Source organism: Flavobacterium johnsoniae, from assembly GCF_030388325.1.
GTDB lineage: Bacteria > Bacteroidota > Bacteroidia > Flavobacteriales > Flavobacteriaceae > Flavobacterium > Flavobacterium johnsoniae_C.
This window is the reverse complement of the sequence record NZ_CP103794.1, coordinates 2,084,411-2,103,378: the sequence shown is the minus strand read 5'-3', so window position 1 is coordinate 2,103,378 and position 18,968 is coordinate 2,084,411. Positions and strand designations below refer to the sequence as shown.

The 18,968-nt window shown below is 35.2% G+C and carries 15 protein-coding genes and 4 tRNA genes; 1 reads left to right on the top strand and 18 read right to left on the bottom strand.

Annotation, left to right across the window (positions count from 1 at the left end; all coding sequences use genetic code 11):
• Window positions 1-10: 10 nt before the first annotated feature.
• The 18 genes from rpoC to NYQ10_RS09195 all read right to left on the bottom strand — a co-directional run bounded on the left by rpoC (window position 11) and on the right by NYQ10_RS09195 (window position 17,202).
• Window positions 11-4,318, bottom strand: a complete 4,308-nt coding sequence (gene rpoC, locus NYQ10_RS09280; protein ID WP_289880215.1) for a DNA-directed RNA polymerase subunit beta' — start codon at window positions 4,316-4,318, stop codon at window positions 11-13.
• 283 nt (window positions 4,319-4,601) lie between these two features.
• Window positions 4,602-8,414 (bottom strand): DNA-directed RNA polymerase subunit beta, encoded by a 3,813-nt coding sequence (rpoB, locus tag NYQ10_RS09275; protein ID WP_289880213.1) that lies wholly within the window; start codon window positions 8,412-8,414, stop codon window positions 4,602-4,604.
• 265 nt (window positions 8,415-8,679) lie between these two features.
• Window positions 8,680-9,051, bottom strand: coding sequence for a 50S ribosomal protein L7/L12 (gene rplL / locus NYQ10_RS09270; RefSeq protein WP_276174946.1), 372 nt, complete (start codon window positions 9,049-9,051; stop codon window positions 8,680-8,682).
• Between the two features lie 94 nt (window positions 9,052-9,145).
• On the bottom strand, window positions 9,146-9,646 hold the full coding sequence (gene rplJ / locus NYQ10_RS09265; protein WP_276174947.1) for a 50S ribosomal protein L10: 501 nt from the start codon (window positions 9,644-9,646) through the stop codon (window positions 9,146-9,148).
• Window positions 9,647-9,668: 22 nt separating this feature from the next.
• Entirely contained in the window at window positions 9,669-10,358 is a 690-nt protein-coding gene (gene rplA / locus NYQ10_RS09260; RefSeq protein WP_012024013.1) for a 50S ribosomal protein L1, read from the bottom strand.
• A 13-nt stretch (window positions 10,359-10,371) separates the two neighbouring features.
• Complete coding sequence (rplK, locus tag NYQ10_RS09255) at window positions 10,372-10,809, bottom strand: 50S ribosomal protein L11 (RefSeq protein ID WP_008466923.1); 438 nt, start codon at window positions 10,807-10,809, stop codon at window positions 10,372-10,374.
• Between the two features lie 67 nt (window positions 10,810-10,876).
• Window positions 10,877-11,428: a transcription termination/antitermination protein NusG gene (gene nusG, locus NYQ10_RS09250; protein ID WP_289880211.1), complete on the bottom strand. Its 552-nt coding sequence runs from the start codon at window positions 11,426-11,428 to the stop codon at window positions 10,877-10,879.
• Window positions 11,429-11,438: 10 nt separating this feature from the next.
• Window positions 11,439-11,636, bottom strand: a complete 198-nt coding sequence (gene secE, locus NYQ10_RS09245; protein ID WP_008466927.1) for a preprotein translocase subunit SecE — start codon at window positions 11,634-11,636, stop codon at window positions 11,439-11,441.
• 18 nt (window positions 11,637-11,654) lie between these two features.
• Window positions 11,655-11,725, bottom strand: a tRNA-Trp gene (locus NYQ10_RS09240).
• Between the two features lie 55 nt (window positions 11,726-11,780).
• Complete coding sequence (tuf, locus tag NYQ10_RS09235; protein ID WP_026730432.1) at window positions 11,781-12,968, bottom strand: elongation factor Tu; 1,188 nt, start codon at window positions 12,966-12,968, stop codon at window positions 11,781-11,783.
• 55 nt (window positions 12,969-13,023) lie between these two features.
• Window positions 13,024-13,095 (bottom strand) — tRNA-Thr (locus NYQ10_RS09230).
• A gap of 82 nt (window positions 13,096-13,177) precedes the next feature.
• Window positions 13,178-13,258, bottom strand: a tRNA-Tyr gene (locus NYQ10_RS09225).
• 55 nt (window positions 13,259-13,313) lie between these two features.
• Window positions 13,314-13,387, bottom strand: a tRNA-Thr gene (locus NYQ10_RS09220).
• A gap of 90 nt (window positions 13,388-13,477) precedes the next feature.
• A complete protein-coding gene (gene hpf / locus NYQ10_RS09215) occupies window positions 13,478-13,780 on the bottom strand; it encodes a ribosome hibernation-promoting factor, HPF/YfiA family (RefSeq protein WP_035652108.1) in 303 nt (100 codons plus the stop codon).
• Between the two features lie 33 nt (window positions 13,781-13,813).
• On the bottom strand, window positions 13,814-14,707 hold the full coding sequence (locus NYQ10_RS09210) for a tyrosine-type recombinase/integrase (protein ID WP_289880209.1): 894 nt from the start codon (window positions 14,705-14,707) through the stop codon (window positions 13,814-13,816).
• A gap of 98 nt (window positions 14,708-14,805) precedes the next feature.
• Window positions 14,806-15,000 (bottom strand): 30S ribosomal protein S21, encoded by a 195-nt coding sequence (gene rpsU, locus NYQ10_RS09205; RefSeq protein ID WP_115889621.1) that lies wholly within the window; start codon window positions 14,998-15,000, stop codon window positions 14,806-14,808.
• 158 nt (window positions 15,001-15,158) lie between these two features.
• Entirely contained in the window at window positions 15,159-16,301 is a 1,143-nt protein-coding gene (locus NYQ10_RS09200) for an acyl-CoA dehydrogenase family protein (protein ID WP_289880205.1), read from the bottom strand.
• Between the two features lie 13 nt (window positions 16,302-16,314).
• Complete coding sequence (locus NYQ10_RS09195) at window positions 16,315-17,202, bottom strand: helix-hairpin-helix domain-containing protein (protein ID WP_289880204.1); 888 nt, start codon at window positions 17,200-17,202, stop codon at window positions 16,315-16,317.
• Window positions 17,203-17,478: 276 nt separating this feature from the next.
• Here NYQ10_RS09195 and NYQ10_RS09190 point away from each other — a divergent pair, with 276 nt between their 5' ends.
• Window positions 17,479-18,954 carry an APC family permease gene (locus NYQ10_RS09190; RefSeq protein ID WP_289880200.1) on the top strand — a complete coding sequence of 492 codons (1,476 nt, stop codon included), beginning with the start codon at window positions 17,479-17,481 and terminating at the stop codon, window positions 18,952-18,954.
• Window positions 18,955-18,968 lie beyond the last annotated feature (14 nt).

Genomic DNA, 18,968 nt, shown 5'->3' with positions numbered 1-18,968 from the left:
AGTTTCCTAATTAATAAATGTATTCTTCTTTATTTGCCATCATTTCGTTGTAATCGTCTTTAGATCCTACGATTGTATTATCGTACTCTCTCATACCAGTTCCCGCAGGAATTCTGTGTCCAACAATTACATTTTCTTTTAATCCTTCTAGATCATCTACTTTACCAGCCACTGCAGCTTCGTTAAGTACTTTCGTTGTCTCCTGGAATGAAGCCGCAGAAATGAATGATTTAGTTTGTAACGAAGCTCTTGTAATACCTTGAAGAACTGGCGTTGCAGTTGCAGTAATTACGTCTCTTGCTACAACAAGATTTTTATCTGTACGTTTCAATAATGAATTTTCATCACGTAATTCACGAGGCGTAATAATCTGACCCGGTTTCAATACTGAAGAATCTCCAGCATCTTCAACCACTTTCATACCATATAATTTATCGTTTTGAACAATAAAGTCTTTAGTATGAATTAATTGGTCTTCTAAGAATAAAGTATCTCCTGGATCTTCAACTCTTACTTTACGCATCATTTGACGAATTACAACCTCAAAGTGCTTATCATTAATTTTTACCCCTTGTAAACGGTAAACCTCTTGAATTTCATTTACCAAATACTGTTGTACAGCAGCTGGACCTTGAATTCTTAAGATATCATCTGGTGTAATAGCACCATCAGACAATGGAACTCCAGCTCTTACAAAGTCATTTTCTTGTACTAAGATTTGGCTAGAAAGTTTAACTAAATACTTTTTAATCTCGCCAAATTTAGATTCGATAACGATCTCACGGTTACCTCTTTTAATTTTACCAAAAGAAACAACACCATCAATTTCAGATACAACTGCTGGGTTTGAAGGGTTACGAGCCTCAAGCAACTCGGTAATTCTTGGTAAACCTCCCGTGATATCGCCCGCTTTAGAAGAACGACGTGGGATTTTTACTAATACTTTACCTGCTTTAATTTTCTCACCGTTTTCAACCATTAAGTGTGCACCTACTGGTAAGTTGTAAGAACGAATCAATTCACCTTCTTTACCATAAACTAATAAAGTTGGGATTAATTTTTTGTTTCTAGCTTCAGAAATTACTTTTTCTTGGAAACCAGTCTGCTCATCGATCTCAACCATGAACGATTGTCCTTGCTCTAAATCCTCGTAAGCAATTTTACCAGTAAACTCAGAAACAATTACACCGTTATATGGATCCCATTTACAGATTACAGTTCCTTTAGCAACAGTATCTCCATCATTAACAAAAATACTAGATCCGTAAGGAATGTTATGTGTATTTAAAACAATTCCAGTTTTCTCATCAACTAATTTCAACTCAGTTGAACGTGAAACAACGATATCAACAGAGTTACCTTCTCCGTCTTCTCCTTTAACTGTTTTTAAATCTTCAATTTCAAGTCTACCTGCGAATCTTGTAACAATACTAGACTCTTCAGAGATACCTCCAGCAACCCCTCCAACGTGGAACGTACGAAGTGTCAACTGTGTACCTGGCTCTCCAATAGACTGAGCTGCAATAACTCCGACAGCTTCACCTCTTTGTGTCATCTTACCAGTAGCTAAGTTTCTACCGTAACATTTAGCACAAATACCTTTTAAAGCCTCACAAGTTAATGGAGATCTAACCTCTACTTTTTCAATTGGAGAAGCTTCGATAGTTCTCATAATTGCTTCAGTAATTTGTTGACCAGATTGAACCATTACTTCATTAGTAAGAGGATTGATAACGTCTTGCAATGCAACACGTCCTAAAATTCTCTCTCCTAAAGATTCAACGATTTCTTCATTTTTCTTCAATGCAGCAACTTCAACACCTCTTAAAGTTCCACAATCTTCGATGTTAACAATAACATCTTGAGAAACGTCATGAAGCCTTCTTGTCAAGTAACCAGCATCGGCAGTTTTAAGAGCCGTATCCGCAAGACCTTTACGAGCACCGTGAGTAGAAATGAAGTACTCAAGGATCGAAAGACCTTCCTTAAAGTTAGAAAGAATCGGGTTTTCAATAATCTCACCACCACCAGCAGTAGATTTTTTAGGCTTAGCCATCAAACCACGCATACCAGTTAACTGACGAATCTGTTCCTTAGAACCCCTCGCCCCAGAGTCAAGCATCATATATACAGAGTTGAAACCTTGTTGGTCTTCTCTAATATTTTTCATTGCTAATTCTGTTAACTGAGCATTTGCTGAAGTCCATACGTCAATAACTTGGTTGTAACGCTCGTTATTTGTGATAAGACCCATATTATAGTTAGTTGAGATACCTTCAACCTGCTCTCTAGCATCTGCAATTAACTTAGTTTTTTGTTCTGGAATTCTAATATCACCTAAAGAGAATGATAAACCTCCTCTAAATGCGAATTTATAACCCATATCTTTCATATTATCCAAGAAAGCAGCCGTTGTAGGTACATCAGTCACACTTAAAATGTGTCCGATAATATCTCTAAGGTTTTTCTTAGTCAATACGTCATTGATATATCCAGCTGCTTCAGGTACTACTTCGTTAAATAATACACGTCCTGCAGTTGTTTGAATGATTTTATACACTAATTCTCCAGCGTCATTAAAATCTTTTGCTCTAATTTTCACACGAGCATTCAATTCTAATCTTCCTTCGTTTAATGCAATGTTCACTTCTTCAGCAGAATAGAAAGTCAAATCTTGACCAATAATTTTGTGATCTTCTGTAGAAATACGCTCTTTGGTCATATAGTATAGACCCAAGACCATGTCCTGAGAAGGTACCGTAATTGGAGCACCATTTGCAGGGTTCAGGATATTGTGAGAAGCCAACATTAATAATTGCGCCTCTAAAATAGCCTCTGGCCCTAATGGTAAGTGAACCGCCATCTGGTCACCATCGAAATCGGCGTTGAATGCCGTACATACTAATGGGTGTAACTGAATCGCTTTTCCTTCAATTAATTTTGGCTGGAAAGCCTGAATACCAAGTCTGTGCAAAGTAGGAGCACGGTTCAGTAATACTGGGTGTCCTTTAATTACGTTTTCTAAGATATCCCAAACTACTGGCTCTTTTTTATCGATGATTTTCTTAGCAGATTTTACCGTTTTTACAATACCTCTTTCAATCAATTTACGGATAACGAAAGGTTTGTATAATTCAGAAGCCATATCTTTTGGCAATCCGCACTCATATAATTTCAACTCTGGACCAACGACAATTACCGAACGAGCAGAATAATCCACACGTTTTCCAAGTAAGTTTTGACGGAAACGTCCTTGCTTACCTTTTAATGAATCAGATAATGATTTTAATGGTCTGTTAGATTCTGTTTTAACAGCAGAAGCTTTACGAGTGTTATCGAATAATGAATCTACAGATTCTTGCAACATACGTTTCTCGTTTCTTAAGATAACTTCTGGAGCTTTAATCTCCATTAATCTTTTCAAACGGTTGTTACGGATGATTACACGACGGTATAAGTCGTTCAAATCTGAAGTTGCAAAACGACCTCCATCAAGTGGAACAAGTGGACGTAATTCTGGTGGGATAACTGGAACCACTTTCATAATCATCCATTCTGGACGGTTTTCGCGGTTTTCGTTAGACTCACGGAAAGACTCAACAACTTGTAATCTTTTTAAAGCCTCAGTTTTTCTTTGTTTAGAAGTCTCGTTGTTAGCGCTGTGTCTTAATTCATAAGATAAAGCATCTAGGTCAATACGAGCTAATAAATCCATAATACACTCTGCTCCCATTTTGGCAACAAATTTATTTGGATCTAAATCATCTAAATATTGATTTTCTTGCGGAAGAGTATCTAAAATGTTTAAGTATTCTTCTTCAGTTAAGAAATCTAATCTTTGTAAAGATTCTCCATCTGCATTTTTAGCGATACCAGCTTGGATTACTACGTATCTTTCGTAGTAAATGATCATATCTAATTTCTTAGATGGAAGACCAAGGATATAACCAATTTTGTTTGGAAGAGAACGGAAGTACCAGATGTGAGCGATTGGCACAACAAGGTTGATGTGTCCTACTCTGTCACGACGCACTTTTTTCTCAGTAACTTCAACACCACAACGGTCACAGATGATACCTTTGTAACGAATTCTTTTATACTTACCACAAGCACATTCGAAATCTTTTACTGGTCCGAAGATTCTTTCGCAGAAAAGTCCGTCACGCTCTGGTTTGTGAGTTCTATAGTTAATAGTTTCTGGCTTTAAAACCTCTCCTCTTGATTCTTTCAAGATAGATTCTGGTGAAGCCAATCCAATAGAAATTTTGTTAAATCTTTTTACTGGATTCTTATCTTTATTGTTTCTGTTATTCATCATAGTTTTTACTATTGATTTATTTGCAATTAAAAAATTGAATTTAGATTTATAATCCACTCTTAAAAAAATAAAGAGTTAATCATTCAGCTACTACCTCGGGTTACTTCTCTAAACCTCAAACTCTTATTTGAAGTGCTAGTTATAAAATGCCTTGCATTGTTATAAAAAATCGGAACGGTTTACGGGTATAAATCTTTAAAAACTTGTAACATTTAGTAAACAGTCTCAGTCCCAGTTTTCAGTGCTAAACTGAATACTGAGACTGTGACTGGAAACTTTTTATTTATTCTTCCAAACGAAGATCTAATCCTAGACCTTTCAGTTCGTGCATTAATACATTGAATGATTCTGGTAAACCTGGTTCTGGCATAGTTTCACCCTTAACGATAGCTTCGTAAGTTTTAGCTCTACCAATAACGTCATCAGACTTAACAGTTAAGATTTCACGTAGCGTACTAGAAGCTCCATAAGCCTCAAGTGCCCAAACCTCCATCTCTCCAAAACGCTGACCTCCAAATTGAGCTTTACCTCCAAGTGGTTGTTGCGTAATCAATGAGTATGGTCCGATAGAACGTGCGTGCATCTTATCATCAACCATGTGTCCTAATTTAAGCATGTAAATTACACCCACAGTTGCTTTTTGTGCAAAACGCTCTCCAGTTCCACCATCATAAAGGTATGTATGTCCGAAACGTGGTACGTTAGCTTCATCAGTCAAAGCATTGATTTCGTCTAGAGAAGCACCGTCGAAAATTGGAGTAGCAAATTTTCTACCCAAGTTCATACCAGCCCATCCAAGAACAGTCTCATAAATCTGACCAATGTTCATACGTGAAGGTACCCCAAGTGGATTCAATACGATATCTACTGGCGTTCCATCTTCTAAGAATGGCATATCTTCATGACGAACGATTCTTGCAACAATACCTTTGTTACCGTGACGTCCCGCCATTTTATCACCAACTTTTAACTTACGTTTTTTAGCGATATAGATTTTAGCCAATTTCAAGATTCCAGATGGCAATTCATCTCCAACTGTAATAGTGAATTTTTCTCTTCTTAAAGACCCTTGTAAGTCGTTCAGCTTAATTTTATAGTTATGAATCAAATCATTTACCATTTTATTAGTAGCATCATCAGCAACCCATTGACCTTTGCTTAAGTGAGCAAAATCTTCCACTGCGTAAAGCATTTTTTGAGTATATTTTTTACCTTTTGGTAAAACTTCTTCACCCAAATCATTCATTACACCTTGAGATGTTTTTCCGTTAACGATCAAGAATAATTTCTCAACTAATCTGTCTTTTAATTCAACAAATTTAGTTTCGAATTCCATTTCTAAAGCACCTAAAGCATCTTTATCCTGAGTACGTTTACGTTTATCTTTTACGGCTCTTGCAAATAATTTTTTGTCAAGAACTACACCATGTAAAGATGGAGAAGCTTTTAATGAAGCATCTTTTACATCACCTGCTTTATCTCCGAAGATTGCACGAAGCAATTTCTCTTCCGGAGTAGGATCTGATTCTCCTTTTGGTGTAATTTTTCCGATCAAAATGTCGCCAGGTTTAACCTCTGCTCCAATTCTAATCATACCGTTTTCATCTAAATCTTTAGTAGCTTCTTCAGAAACGTTAGGAATATCGTTTGTTAACTCTTCGTTTCCTAACTTAGTATCTCTAACCTCTAATGAATAATCATCAACGTGGATAGATGTAAAAATATCATCACGAACTACTTTTTCAGAAATTACAATCGCATCCTCGAAGTTGTACCCTTTCCATGGCATGAACGCAACTTTTAAGTTTCTACCTAAAGCTAATTCTCCATTTTGAGTAGCATATCCTTCTGATAATACTTGTCCAGGAATAACTCTGTCACCTTTTCTTACGATTGGTTTCAAGTTAATACTTGTACCTTGATTGGTTTTTCTAAATTTAATTAAGTTGTACGTTTTCTCATCAGCATCAAAACTTACCATTCTCTCGTCTTCTGTACGATCGTATTTAATAGTAATGATGTTAGCATCAACATACTCAACAGTACCATGCCCTTCAGCATTGATTAATACTCTTGAATCTGAAGCTACCTGACGCTCTAAACCTGTACCAACAATCGGTGCTTCAGGACGGATCAAAGGAACTGCCTGACGCATCATGTTAGATCCCATCAACGCACGGTTCGCATCATCATGCTCCAAGAAAGGAATCAATGAAGCAGAAATCGAAGCGATCTGGTTAGGAGCAACGTCTGTATAATGAACTACATTTGGCTCAACAACCGGGAAGTCACCTTCCTCACGAGCAATTACATTGCTAGCTGTAATTTTACCAGTTTCGTCCATTTCAATGTTTGCCTGAGCAATCATTTTTCCTTCTTCTTCTTCAGCACTTAAGTAAATTGGAGTGCTTTCTAAATCAACTACACCATTAGTTACTTTACGGTATGGAGTTTCGATGAATCCCATTCCGTTTACTTTTGCATAAACACCAAGAGATGAAATCAAACCAATGTTTGGTCCCTCAGGAGTTTCAATCGGACATAAACGACCATAATGAGTATAGTGAACGTCACGAACCTCGAAACCAGCTCTCTCTCTCGAAAGTCCACCTGGTCCAAGTGCAGAAAGTCTTCTTTTGTGCGTAATCTCAGCTAATGGATTCGTTTGATCCATAAATTGAGATAACTGGTTAGTACCAAAGAAAGAGTTGATAACTGATGATAATGTTTTAGCATTAATCAAATCAATTGGTGTAAACACCTCGTTATCTCTAACGTTCATTCTCTCACGAATAGTTCTAGCCATACGTGCTAAACCAACACCGAATTGTTGAGACAATTGTTCACCAACTGTTCTAACACGACGGTTTGACAAGTGATCAATATCATCAATCTCTGCTTTAGAGTTGATCAATTCGATCAAATATTTAACGATTGTAATAATATCCTCTTTAGTAAGCACTTGCTTATCCATAGGGATATCTAAATCTAATTTTTTATTCATTCTATAACGACCAACTTCACCTAAGTTATAACGTTGATCAGAGAAGAACAATTTATCTATAATACCACGAGCAGTTTCCTCATCAGGCGGTTCAGCGTTACGTAACTGACGGTAAATGTGCTCTACAGCTTCTTTTTCAGAGTTTGTTGGATCTTTTTGTAACGTGTTGTGGATAATAGCATAATCTGCTTGATTGTTATCCTCTTTGTGCAACAAAATAGATTTTACGTTAGAATCGATGATCTCTTCAACATTATCTTTGTCGATAATAGTATCACGATCAAGGATGATTTCGTTACGCTCGATAGAAACTACTTCTCCAGTATCCTCGTCTACGAAATCCTCGTGCCAAGTGTTCAAAACACGCGCAGCAAGTCTTCTTCCAATATATTTCTTAATTCCTGTTTTAGAAACTTTAATTTCTTCAGCTAAGTCAAAAATTTCAAGGATATCCTTATCTCTTTCGAAACCGATAGCACGGAATAAAGTTGTTACAGGCAATTTTTTCTTTCTATCGATATACGCGTACATAACGCTGTTGATATCAGTAGAAAATTCTATCCAAGATCCTTTAAAAGGAATTACTCTTGCAGAATAAAGTTTAGTTCCATTTGCGTGGAATGACTGTCCAAAGAAAACCCCTGGAGAACGGTGTAATTGAGATACTACAACACGCTCGGCACCATTAATAACAAAAGTACCACTAGGAGTCATGTAAGGAATTGTTCCAAGATAAACATCTTGTACAATTGTTTCAAAATCTTCGTGTTCTGGATCTGTACAGTATAGTTTTAACCTTGCTTTTAAAGGCACACTATAAGTAAGACCTCTCTCTATACATTCTTGAATTGTATAACGTGGTGGATCAACAAAATAATCTAGGAATTCCAATACAAAGTTGTTTCTTGTATCTGTAATTGGAAAGTTTTCCATGAAGGTATTGTATAACCCTTCGTTGCCTCTTTCGTCAGATTTCGTTTCTAATTGAAAGAAATCTTTAAAAGATTTAACCTGAACATCCAAGAAATCTGGATAATCAGGGATATTTTTTGTAGAGGCAAAATTCAATCTTTCAGTCTGATTTGTTATCATCAATGGACAAAATTTTGATTAAAAAAAAGTAATTTTTTTTGTGTAAGACACACTGTTTAATCTATACTTTCTTATTATAATCAATACATCTTTAAAAATAAACCAGTAAAGGGAGTTCTATTTTTTTTCTTCGTATTGATCAAAAACTTTTTCGTATTTTAAACTATTTGATAATAAAACTTGATATATTTTATTATACGAAAAATGGTTTAGACCCTTGGATGCTTACATCCAAGGTCTAAACCTAGTTCTAAACTGTGTTTTGTTATTTTAACTCAACAACAGCTCCAGCTTCTTCTAATGATTTTTTAAGACCTTCAGCCTCTTCTTTAGAAACACCTTCTTTAACAGTACTTGGAGCACCATCAACTACATCTTTAGCTTCTTTAAGACCTAAACCTGTAAGTTCTTTAACTAATTTTACAACAGCTAATTTAGAAGCACCAGCTTCTTTTAATACAACTGTAAATTCAGTTTGTGCTTCTTCAGCAGCACCATCTCCACCACCAGCAGCAACTACTACAGCTGCAGCAGCAGGCTCGATACCATACTCGTCTTTTAATATTGTTGCTAATTCGTTAACTTCTTTAACTGTTAAGTTAACTAATTGTTCTGCGAATTGTTTCAAATCTGCCATTTTTTCTATCGTTTAAAATGATTTTGTAAAAAATATAATTTATTTATTGTGCGCTAATTAAGCAGTAAGAAAATTTCTTTCCTTACATTCAAAATTACTCTGCTCCTTCTTCGCTTCCTGCGAATTTGTTTTGTAAAGCAGAAATAATTCTTTGAGCTGGAGATTGTAATAATCCAATGATTTCTCCAATAAGCTCTTCTTTAGATTTAATAGTAGCTAATGCATCTAATTGGTTATCCCCAATATATACTTCAGAATTGATGTAAGCTCCTTTTAAAACTGGTTTATCAGATTTCTTACGGAAATCTTTGATAATTTTTCCAGGCGCGTTAGCAACATCAGAAATAAAGATAGCACTGTTACCAGTTAAAACTGTAGGTAAATCACCATAATCATTAGAAGAAGCTTCCATTGCTTTTGCAAGCAAAGTGTTCTTTACAACCTCTAATTTGATACCTGCTTTAAAGCAAGCTCTACGTAAGCTTGAAGTTGTCTCTGCGTTTAAACCAGAAATATCAGATACATAAATGATATTTGTACCAGCTAACTGCGCAGTTAAATTTTCAATCGCGATTGATTTTTCTTCTCTAGTCATACTAAAAATTTTTAACTACCAATTATACTGCTTTTGGGTCTAATGCAATAGCAGGACTCATTGTGCTTGTAAGGTGAATACCTTTAATGTATGTACCTTTAGCAGCAGTTGGTTTAAGTTTTATTAATGTTTGAATAATTTCGTGTGCGTTGTCAACAATCTGCTCAGCTCCAAAAGAAACTTTACCGATTCCTGCGTGAACGATACCAGTTTTATCAACTTTAAAGTCAATTTTACCAGCTTTAACTTCTTGAACAGCTTTAGCAACATCCATAGTTACTGTACCTGTTTTAGGGTTTGGCATTAAACCTCTAGGTCCTAAAATACGACCTAATGGACCTAATTTACCCATAACAGCTGGCATAGTGATGATAACATCAACATCTGTCCAACCATCTTTAATTTTTTGTAAGTAATCATCAAGACCAACGTGATCTGCTCCAGCTTCTCTTGCTTCAGCCTCTTTATCTGGAGTAACCAATGCTAATACTTTAACATCCTTTCCTGTTCCGTGAGGTAAAGTTACCACACCTCTAACCATTTGATTCGCTTTTCTTGGATCTACACCCAAACGAACTGCGATATCAACAGACTCATCAAATTTTGCAGAAGCAACAACTTTCAATAATGCCGCAGCATCTTTTAGAGAGTATAATTTGTTCTTTTCAATTTTTGAAGCAGCCTCTTTTTGCTTTTTTGTTAATTTTGCCATGTCTTTTTCTTAATTAAAAAGGAGCATCTCCTGATACAGTTATACCCATAGATCTAGCTGTTCCAGCAACCATACTCATTGCTTTCTCAATTGTGAAAGCGTTTAAGTCTGGCATTTTGTCTTCAGCAATAGTTCTAATTTGTTCCCAAGTAACGCTAGCTACTTTTTTACGATTAGGCTCACCAGAACCAGATTTTAGCTTTGCAGCTTCCATTAACTGAACTGCTGCTGGAGGAGTCTTAACAACAAAATCAAATGATTTGTCTTTGTACACAGTGATTTGCACTGGACAAATTTTGCCAGGTTTATCCTGAGTTCTAGCATTAAATTGCTTACAAAACTCCATGATATTAACCCCAGCAGCTCCTAAAGCAGGTCCAACCGGTGGCGACGGGTTCGCAGCACCTCCCTTAACTTGTAGTTTAACTACCTTACTAATTTCTTTAGCCATTTTTAAAAAATTTAACACTGCAATCTATGGAAGCGATTACAATGGTTTATTATAGTGTAACAAAAAATTATACTTTTTCTACTTGCATAAAACTTAATTCTAATGGAGTTTTTCTTCCGAAAATCTTAACCATAACTTCAAGTTTACGCTTTTCTTCATTGATTTTTTCAACAGAACCATTAAATCCATTGAAAGGCCCATCAATAACCTTAACCGTTTCACCAACAGTAAATGGTATAGATCGAGTATCAGTATTCACAGCTAACTCATCCACTTTACCTAACATACGGTTTACTTCAGAAAGTCTCAAAGGAACAGGTTCTCCGCCTTTAATTTCTCCTAGAAATCCAATAACACTAGTAATTGACTTAATAATATGAGGGATTTCACCAACCAAGTTGGCTTCAATCATAACATATCCAGGAAAGTAAACTTTATCCTTAGATGATTTTTTCCCGTCTTTTACAGTCACTACTTTTTCAGTAGGCACTAAGACCTGAGAAACATAATCCTCCATACCTAATCTCGCAATCTCAGTCTCAATATAAGCTTTTACTTTATTTTCTTGACCACTAACCGCTCTAACTACGTACCATTTTTTCACATTATTATCTGCCATCACAAAAAAATTATCCTTTTAACCAGTTAAAAAATCCAGCCAAAGCTTTTGCAAAAAATTCGTCTACTCCCCATGTTGCCAAAGCGAATAAAATCGAAAATACAGCCACAACAATTGTCAATTTCTGTACTTCAGCCCAAGCTGGCCAAGTAACATTTGACTTTAACTCTTCGAAAGCCTCTGATAAATAATTAGTAACTTTTGTCATTTGATATATTTTTTATTGCACGGGCGGAGGGATTCGAACCCCCATCAACGGTTTTGGAGACCGCTATTCTACCCTTGAACTACGCCCGTAATTAAAGCCAGTGATTTCAAATAAGAAATCACTGGCTTTTATTTATTTATAGAATTACTCTACGATTTCAGTAACCTGACCAGCACCAACTGTTCTACCACCTTCACGGATAGCAAAACGTAAACCTACGTTCATAGCGATTGGGCTTAATAAAGCAACTTCAATAGTTAAGTTATCACCTGGCATTACCATCTCTACACCTGCTGGTAAAGAAATAACTCCTGTTACGTCAGTTGTACGTACGTAGAACTGTGGACGGTAGTTATTGTGGAATGGAGTGTGACGTCCACCTTCTTCTTTTTTCAAGATATAAACCTCAGCTTTGAATTTAGCGTGTGGTTTTACTGAACCTGGCTTAATAATAACCATACCTCTTTTGATATCAGCTTTATCAATACCTCTTAACAATAAACCTACGTTATCTCCAGCTTCACCTCTGTCAAGGATTTTACGGAACATCTCAACTCCAGTAATAGTAGAAGTTAATTTTTCAGCTCCCATACCAATGATTTCAACAGGATCTCCAGTATTAGCAACTCCAGTTTCGATACGACCTGTAGCAACAGTTCCACGACCTGTAATTGTAAATACGTCCTCAACTGGCATCAAGAATGGCTTAGCAACGTCACGTACTGGCTCTTCGATCCAAGCATCAACAGCTTCCATTAATTCGATAATTTTTGGTACCCAGTTTGGATCATTGTTTAATCCTCCTAAAGCAGAACCTTGAACAACAGGACCATTATCTCCATCATATTCGTAGAAAGATAATAAATCTCTAATTTCCATTTCAACAAGCTCTAATAACTCAGCATCATCAACCATATCCACTTTGTTCATGAAAACAACGATTCTTGGAATACCAACCTGACGACCTAAAAGGATGTGCTCACGAGTTTGTGGCATTGGACCATCTGTAGCAGCAACTACTAAGATAGCTCCGTCCATTTGAGCAGCACCAGTAACCATGTTCTTTACGTAATCCGCGTGACCTGGACAGTCAACGTGAGCGTAGTGACGGTTAGCTGTTTCATACTCTACGTGTGATGTATTAATAGTAATACCTCTTTCTTTCTCCTCTGGAGCGTTATCGATTTGATCAAACGATTTTGCTTGACAGTAACCAGCATCTGACAATACTTTTGTAATTGCAGCAGTTAATGTAGTTTTTCCGTGATCTACGTGTCCAATTGTACCTATGTTTAAGTGCGGTTTGGAACGATTAAAATTCTCCTTTGCCATTTTACTTAATTTTTAATCTTAGTTATATATTAATTTTCAATTTCCTACTTACTTGAGCCAATGTCGGGATTTGAACCCGAGACCTCTTCCTTACCAAGGAAGCACTCTACCCCTGAGCTACACCGGCAGAGAGTTCTAATTTTAGATTTTGAATTTAGATTTCAGATTTTTAAAAATCTAAAGCCCAAAATCATACCTTCTTTTTTTTGTGGGGAGAGCAGGATTCGAACCTGCGAAGTTCACACAGCAGATTTACAGTCTGCCCTCGTTGGCCGCTTGAGTATCTCCCCTAGTTTAAATTCTCATTATTTTAAGAACAAATCAAATCGCATTTGAATTATTTTGAGCCGATAGAGGGACTCGAACCCACGACCTGCTGATTACAAATCAGCTGCTCTAGCCAGCTGAGCTACATCGGCGAATGCAATAAAAAAGTCCGCTATTTCTAACGGACTGCAAATGTAGCTATTTTATCTTTTAATCAAAACATTTTTTAAAAAAAATTTCAATTAAATGTGCGCTCTTATTTTTTCTTTCCTTTTCACAAGTAAACGTTCTAATGATTCTGCCGAAAGCTCAACCGCCTCTTCAAATGTCTTACACTGTTTTTTTACCAAAAAATCATCCCCAGGAACATTAATCTTAATTTCCACCGCCTTATTTTCCTTATCACTCGTTCTTTCAACTTTCAAAAAAACATCTGACGAAACTACACGGTCGTAGTATTTCTCCAACTTATCCATTCTTTCCTGAATAAAATCGACCAATTTTCTGTCAACAGTAAAGTTAACTGCATGAACATCTACCTTCATAATAAAAATTTTAGGATTAACATTTTAGAATCATTATTTATTCCGAGGATGCGCACCTATATATACCTTTTTAAGTTCTGCCAAACTATTATGAGTATAAACTTGCGTAGATGCCAAACTAGAATGCCCTAACAACTCCTTAACTGAATTCAAATCTGCCCCATTATTTAATAAGTGAGTTGCAAAAGTATGACGAAGCACGTGTGGACTTTTTTTCACCTTTTCTGAGACTCTACTAAAGTATGAATTTATTAAACGATAAACAAAAGATTCACTCAATTTTAATCCTTTTTTCGAAACAAAAAAATAATCCGAATCAACACCACTTTCCAAATCATGCCGCTCCTTTATATAAGAATCAATCTGAGAAACTATAATTGGCAGAATAGGAACAAGACGCTCTTTATTTCTTTTTCCCAAAACCTTTATCAAACCAGAAGAACAATCTACATTTTTCAACTCTAAATTAATCAATTCCGCACGACGCATTCCCGTCATATAAAACATTTCGACAATCAATTTATCTCTCACCTCTTCAAAACCGACAGGATTATCAATCTGCCCTAACAATTCTTTCACTTCTTTTTCAGAAAAAGGCACCTGAATCACTTTTGGTGTTTTTAACGATTTATGTTTCAACATCGGACTTACCTCAATTTGCTTTGCTTTTAAAAGAAATTTATAGAAAGCCTTCAATGAAGCCATTTTTCGATTAACCGAGACATTAGAAACATCCTTGTCAACCAATAAAACAATCCAACTTCTTACCTGACCATAATTAACCGAATCAATATTATCCTGACCAAATTCTTCTTGAACAAAAAACTCAAAAGCAGTTAAATCTCCCAAATAAGCATCTACAGTGTGCGAAGAATATTTTTTCTCCAACAACAGATAATCACAAAAAGCTTCTTTATTCGTTTTCATAGAAAATAATATATCTCAAATTTAAGCATAAAAAAAACCGTTAGGATCAAAATTAAAACATTTTAATCACTAACGGTTATATTACTAAAAAGCTAATATTAACTTTCTAAACTATCTCTCAAGCCTTGAATGTAAGCAGCTTTTTGAATTTGTGCTCTTTTGATAACAGATGGCTTAATAAAAGCAGTACGTGCTCTTAATTGACGAACAGTTCCTGTTTTATCAAATTTTCTTTTATAGCGCTTTAATGCTCTATCGATATTTTCTCCGTCTTTAATTGGTATAATTAACATAATATAGACACCTCCTCTCGTTAAGGCTGCAAATATAGAAATTAATTATTGATTATGAGTTATAAATTGTAAATTATTTTCATTGGTAAAATTTTAAGATGTAAAAAGCGAGATACAGTTTATTTATTCAACCTTAAACTTATTACTTTTTACAAAATCTACTCTTTCAATAAATTTCTAGAGATAACCAATTTCTGAATTTCGGTAGTTCCCTCTCCGATAGTACACAGTTTAGAATCTCTATAAAACTTTTCAACTGGAAAATCTTTAGTATAGCCGTACCCGCCATGAATCTGAACTGCATCATTTGCAATTTTTACACAAGCTTCAGAAGCATACATTTTTGCCATTGCACCAGATGTTGTCACAGGCTTATGTTGTTGTTTTAAAAATGCCGCTTTGTGCAACAACAATTCAGAAGCTTCGATTTCTGTTGCCATATCGGCTAATTTAAATGAAATTCCTTGAAAACTACTGATAGGCTGCCCAAATTGATGTCTTTCTTTTGAATATTTAAGCGCCGCTTCATAAGCTCCTTTTGCAATTCCTAGCGACAAAGCTCCAATAGAAATTCTTCCTCCATCTAAAATTTTCATAGCTTGAATAAACCCTTGACCAACCTCGCCTAATCTGTTTGCGTCAGGAATACGGCAATTATCAAAAACCAATTCCGCTGTTTCACTAGCTCTCATTCCTAATTTATTCTCTTTTTTACCTGATGAAAAGCCTAGCATTCCCTTTTCAAACACAAAAGCAGTCATTCCTTTTGAATCCCCTTTTTCACCAGTTCGGACAACAACAACAGCAATATCACCCGAAATAGCATGCGTAATAAAGTTTTTTGCTCCGTTTACTATCCAATGATCTCCGTCTTTTACCGCAGTTGTATTCATACCGCCAGCATCAGAACCTGTATTATGCTCCGTTAATCCCCATGCCCCTAAATGTTCTGCAGTAGCTAATTTTGGAAGCCATTTTTTCTTCTGTTCTTCGTTTCCAAAAGTTAAAATATGATTTGTACACAAAGAATTATGAGCCGCAACCGATAAGCCTATCGAAGGATCTACTTTTGAAATTTCTTCTATTACTGTAACATATTCATGATAACCCAAACCCGACCCTCCATATTCTTCTGGAACAAGAACTCCCATAAAGCCCATTTCGCCAAGCTGTTTAAATAAAGGGATTGGAAATATTTGTGCCTCATCCCATTCCATTATATAAGGTTTGATATTTTTTTCTGCAAAGTCTTTTATGGACTGAGCTATCATTAGTTGTGTTTCGTTGTAATCAAAGTTCATGAGTTGGTTTCTTTTAGAACTCCAAATATAAACTAATTATTTTTGCTTTTTCTACAGGAAAATCTTTAATTTTTGCTAAATCCTCAATATTATCAAAATTTCCATTCATGCTCCTATAAGTTACAATCTGTTTTGCTAAAGCATATTTGAAATAAAAAAATTGCGAAAGTTCTTTTAAAGATGCATCATTAACTTTTATTTTCTTCAGCGATGGCGGAATTACAACTTTAAAATGACTATTCAATTCAATTATAACTTCTGGAGAAAGCCCCCAAATATCTTTCATTTGTTCCATCGACACAAAACAGCCGAGAATTTCTTTTTGCTTTAATATTCTTTCAGACAATCCTTCTCCAATTCCGTATAATTTCATTAAATCTTCTTGATTGGCTTGATTTATATCTAATATTTCAAACTTTGCTTTCTTTGTAAAATCATTTTTCACAAAATTTACTTGCCTTGTCTTTAAACCCGCTTTTTGCTGTATCCAATTCGGAAATTTAAACAACGGAGCAATTTTATTTAATAATGAGTCTGAGATGCCCGTAACTTTTTGAAACTCATCTGCAGAGTTTACAAATTTATTCTCTTTGCGAAATGCCATTAATCGATCAATCTCTTCAACAGTCATTCCGAGTTTATAGCCTTTATAATCAGAAATAAAATTTGGATTAAACAGATAATTGGTCGTTTTCTTATTTTCACCATCCAATTTCTCTTTATCAATTTCTGATTGATAAGCCAGCCAATTGTCTTTATTGGAGTCTTCTACATCTAAAACCTCAAAATCAGACAATAAATAAAAAACCTGCAATCCGATCATTATAGCAAAGAGAATAAAAATACCTATTCGCTGTTGTTTTGAAAAATGGAAATATCTGCTGAAATACCTGAAATTCATTATACTAAATAAACTTTAAATTTAAAGCTAAATTAAAAAGAAAGAAAAAACTTTCAAATATATCGATAATATTAGTAAGAAAAGTAGTTTTTAAAAAATTATTAAATGTTTTATAAATAAGCAATTAATTTAATGAATGTCAACCCATAAAGAAATATTCTTGAGAGTACTGTAAAAAAAATAAAGTTTTTATAACTTAAAACATGATAAATGTTTTTATTTTTTACAAAAAACAATACATTTGGCACTTAATAACAAATAAACCAATAAAATAGTATGTCAATTTGGAGAGTTAAACCAATATCTGCCTTTGAGGCCGATATGAAAAAAAGTGATTTAAAGAGAGTCCTAGGAAAATGGAGTCTTACTGCCATTGGTGTTGGTGCCATTATCGGTGGGGGAATTTTTGTTCTTACAGGTACTGGGGCTTATTATCATGCAGGTCCAGCATTAGCAATTTCGTTTATTATTGCAGGTATTGCCTGTGTATTTGCAGCTCTCTGCTATTCTGAATTTGCTTCTATTTTGCCTGTCGAAGGATCTGCTTATGCATATGCTTACGGTACAATTGGAGAAGTTTTTGCCTGGATAATTGGATGGGGGCTAATTCTTGAATACGCAATGGGTTCAATGACCGTCGCCGTTTCCTGGTCCGGATACTTTAATAAATTGCTCAAAATATTTCACATTCACCTTCCTGATTGGTTAACTACAGATCCTGCAAGCTACACAGGAGAAGGTTTTTCTATGAATCTTCCAGCTTTCTTGATCGTTCTTTTAGTTATTTCATTGCTTATTAAAGGAACAAAAAGTGCTGCTAAAGCAAATAACGCAATTGTTATTCTTAAAGTATCTGCTGTAATCTTTGTAATTATTGCTGGTCTTTTCTTTATCAATACAGCAAACTGGAGCCCATTTATTCCTGAAGCAACTCAGATTATCGAAAAAGAAACTACACACAATGCATACGGAATTGGAGGTATTATCTCTGGAGCTGCAGCTATTTTCTTTGCTTATGTTGGTTTCGATGCTGTTTCTACACAAGCTGGAGAAGCTATTAATCCTAAAAAAGATGTTCCTTTTGCAATTATCGCTTCTTTATTAATTTGTACTACTTTATATATTCTTGTTTCTTTAGTATTAACAGGAATGATGAATTACCAAGATTTTAATCCACTAGGAAAATATCCTGAAGCTATCAAAGCTCCTGTTGCTTATGCATTTGATATTGCAGGACAAGGCTGGGCTGGTTCTATTATTACCGTTGCCGCAACTATTGGTTTGGTTTCAGTATTAATGGTAATGATTATGGGACAATCTAGAATTTTCCTTGGAATGTCTAAAGATGGTTTAATTCCACAAGTTTTCTCTAAAGTAAATCCTATTTCTGGAACTCCAAAAACGAACTTAATGATTCTTGGAGCTGTCATCGCAACTGTTGCTGCTTTTACGCCAATCAACAAATTGGCTGACATGACAAGTTTTGGTACTTTGTTTGCCTTTACAATGGTTTGTATTGCTGTTTGGATTTTAAGAGTAAAACAACCAGGATTAACCAGAACATTTAAAGTTCCTGCTTTACCAATAATTGCAGTATTAGGAATTGCAATCAATTCTTATTTAATTTTCAATTTAAGTAAAGATGCACAGTTATTATCTTTTGGATGGCTTATTCTTGGTATAATTGTATACTTTGGATATAGCAAGAAAAGATCTAGACTTAACAATCCTAATGAAGAAGAACAAATATAACTTCATAAAAAAGC

Coding starts and splice junctions, on each gene's coding strand:
- NYQ10_RS09210 (WP_289880209.1), bottom strand. CDS start 14,707: ATGAAAACGAATAAAGAAGCTTTTTGTGATTATCTGTTGTTGGAGAAA.
- NYQ10_RS09190 (WP_289880200.1), top strand. CDS start 17,479: ATGTCAATTTGGAGAGTTAAACCAATATCTGCCTTTGAGGCCGATATG.
- nusG (WP_289880211.1), bottom strand. CDS start 11,428: ATGGCAGATAATAATGTGAAAAAATGGTACGTAGTTAGAGCGGTTAGT.
- rplA (WP_012024013.1), bottom strand. CDS start 10,358: ATGGCAAAATTAACAAAAAAGCAAAAAGAGGCTGCTTCAAAAATTGAA.
- rplL (WP_276174946.1), bottom strand. CDS start 9,051: ATGGCAGATTTGAAACAATTCGCAGAACAATTAGTTAACTTAACAGTT.
- rpoC (WP_289880215.1), bottom strand. CDS start 4,318: ATGATGAATAACAGAAACAATAAAGATAAGAATCCAGTAAAAAGATTT.
- tuf (WP_026730432.1), bottom strand. CDS start 12,968: ATGGCAAAGGAGAATTTTAATCGTTCCAAACCGCACTTAAACATAGGT.
- hpf (WP_035652108.1), bottom strand. CDS start 13,780: ATGAAGGTAGATGTTCATGCAGTTAACTTTACTGTTGACAGAAAATTG.
- NYQ10_RS09195 (WP_289880204.1), bottom strand. CDS start 17,202: ATGAATTTCAGGTATTTCAGCAGATATTTCCATTTTTCAAAACAACAG.
- rpsU (WP_115889621.1), bottom strand. CDS start 15,000: ATGTTAATTATACCAATTAAAGACGGAGAAAATATCGATAGAGCATTA.
- secE (WP_008466927.1), bottom strand. CDS start 11,636: ATGACAAAAGTTACTAATTATTTATCAGAGGCTTTCGAAGAGTTAAAG.
- rplJ (WP_276174947.1), bottom strand. CDS start 9,646: ATGACTAGAGAAGAAAAATCAATCGCGATTGAAAATTTAACTGCGCAG.
- rpoB (WP_289880213.1), bottom strand. CDS start 8,414: ATGATAACAAATCAGACTGAAAGATTGAATTTTGCCTCTACAAAAAAT.
- NYQ10_RS09200 (WP_289880205.1), bottom strand. CDS start 16,301: ATGAACTTTGATTACAACGAAACACAACTAATGATAGCTCAGTCCATA.
- rplK (WP_008466923.1), bottom strand. CDS start 10,809: ATGGCTAAAGAAATTAGTAAGGTAGTTAAACTACAAGTTAAGGGAGGT.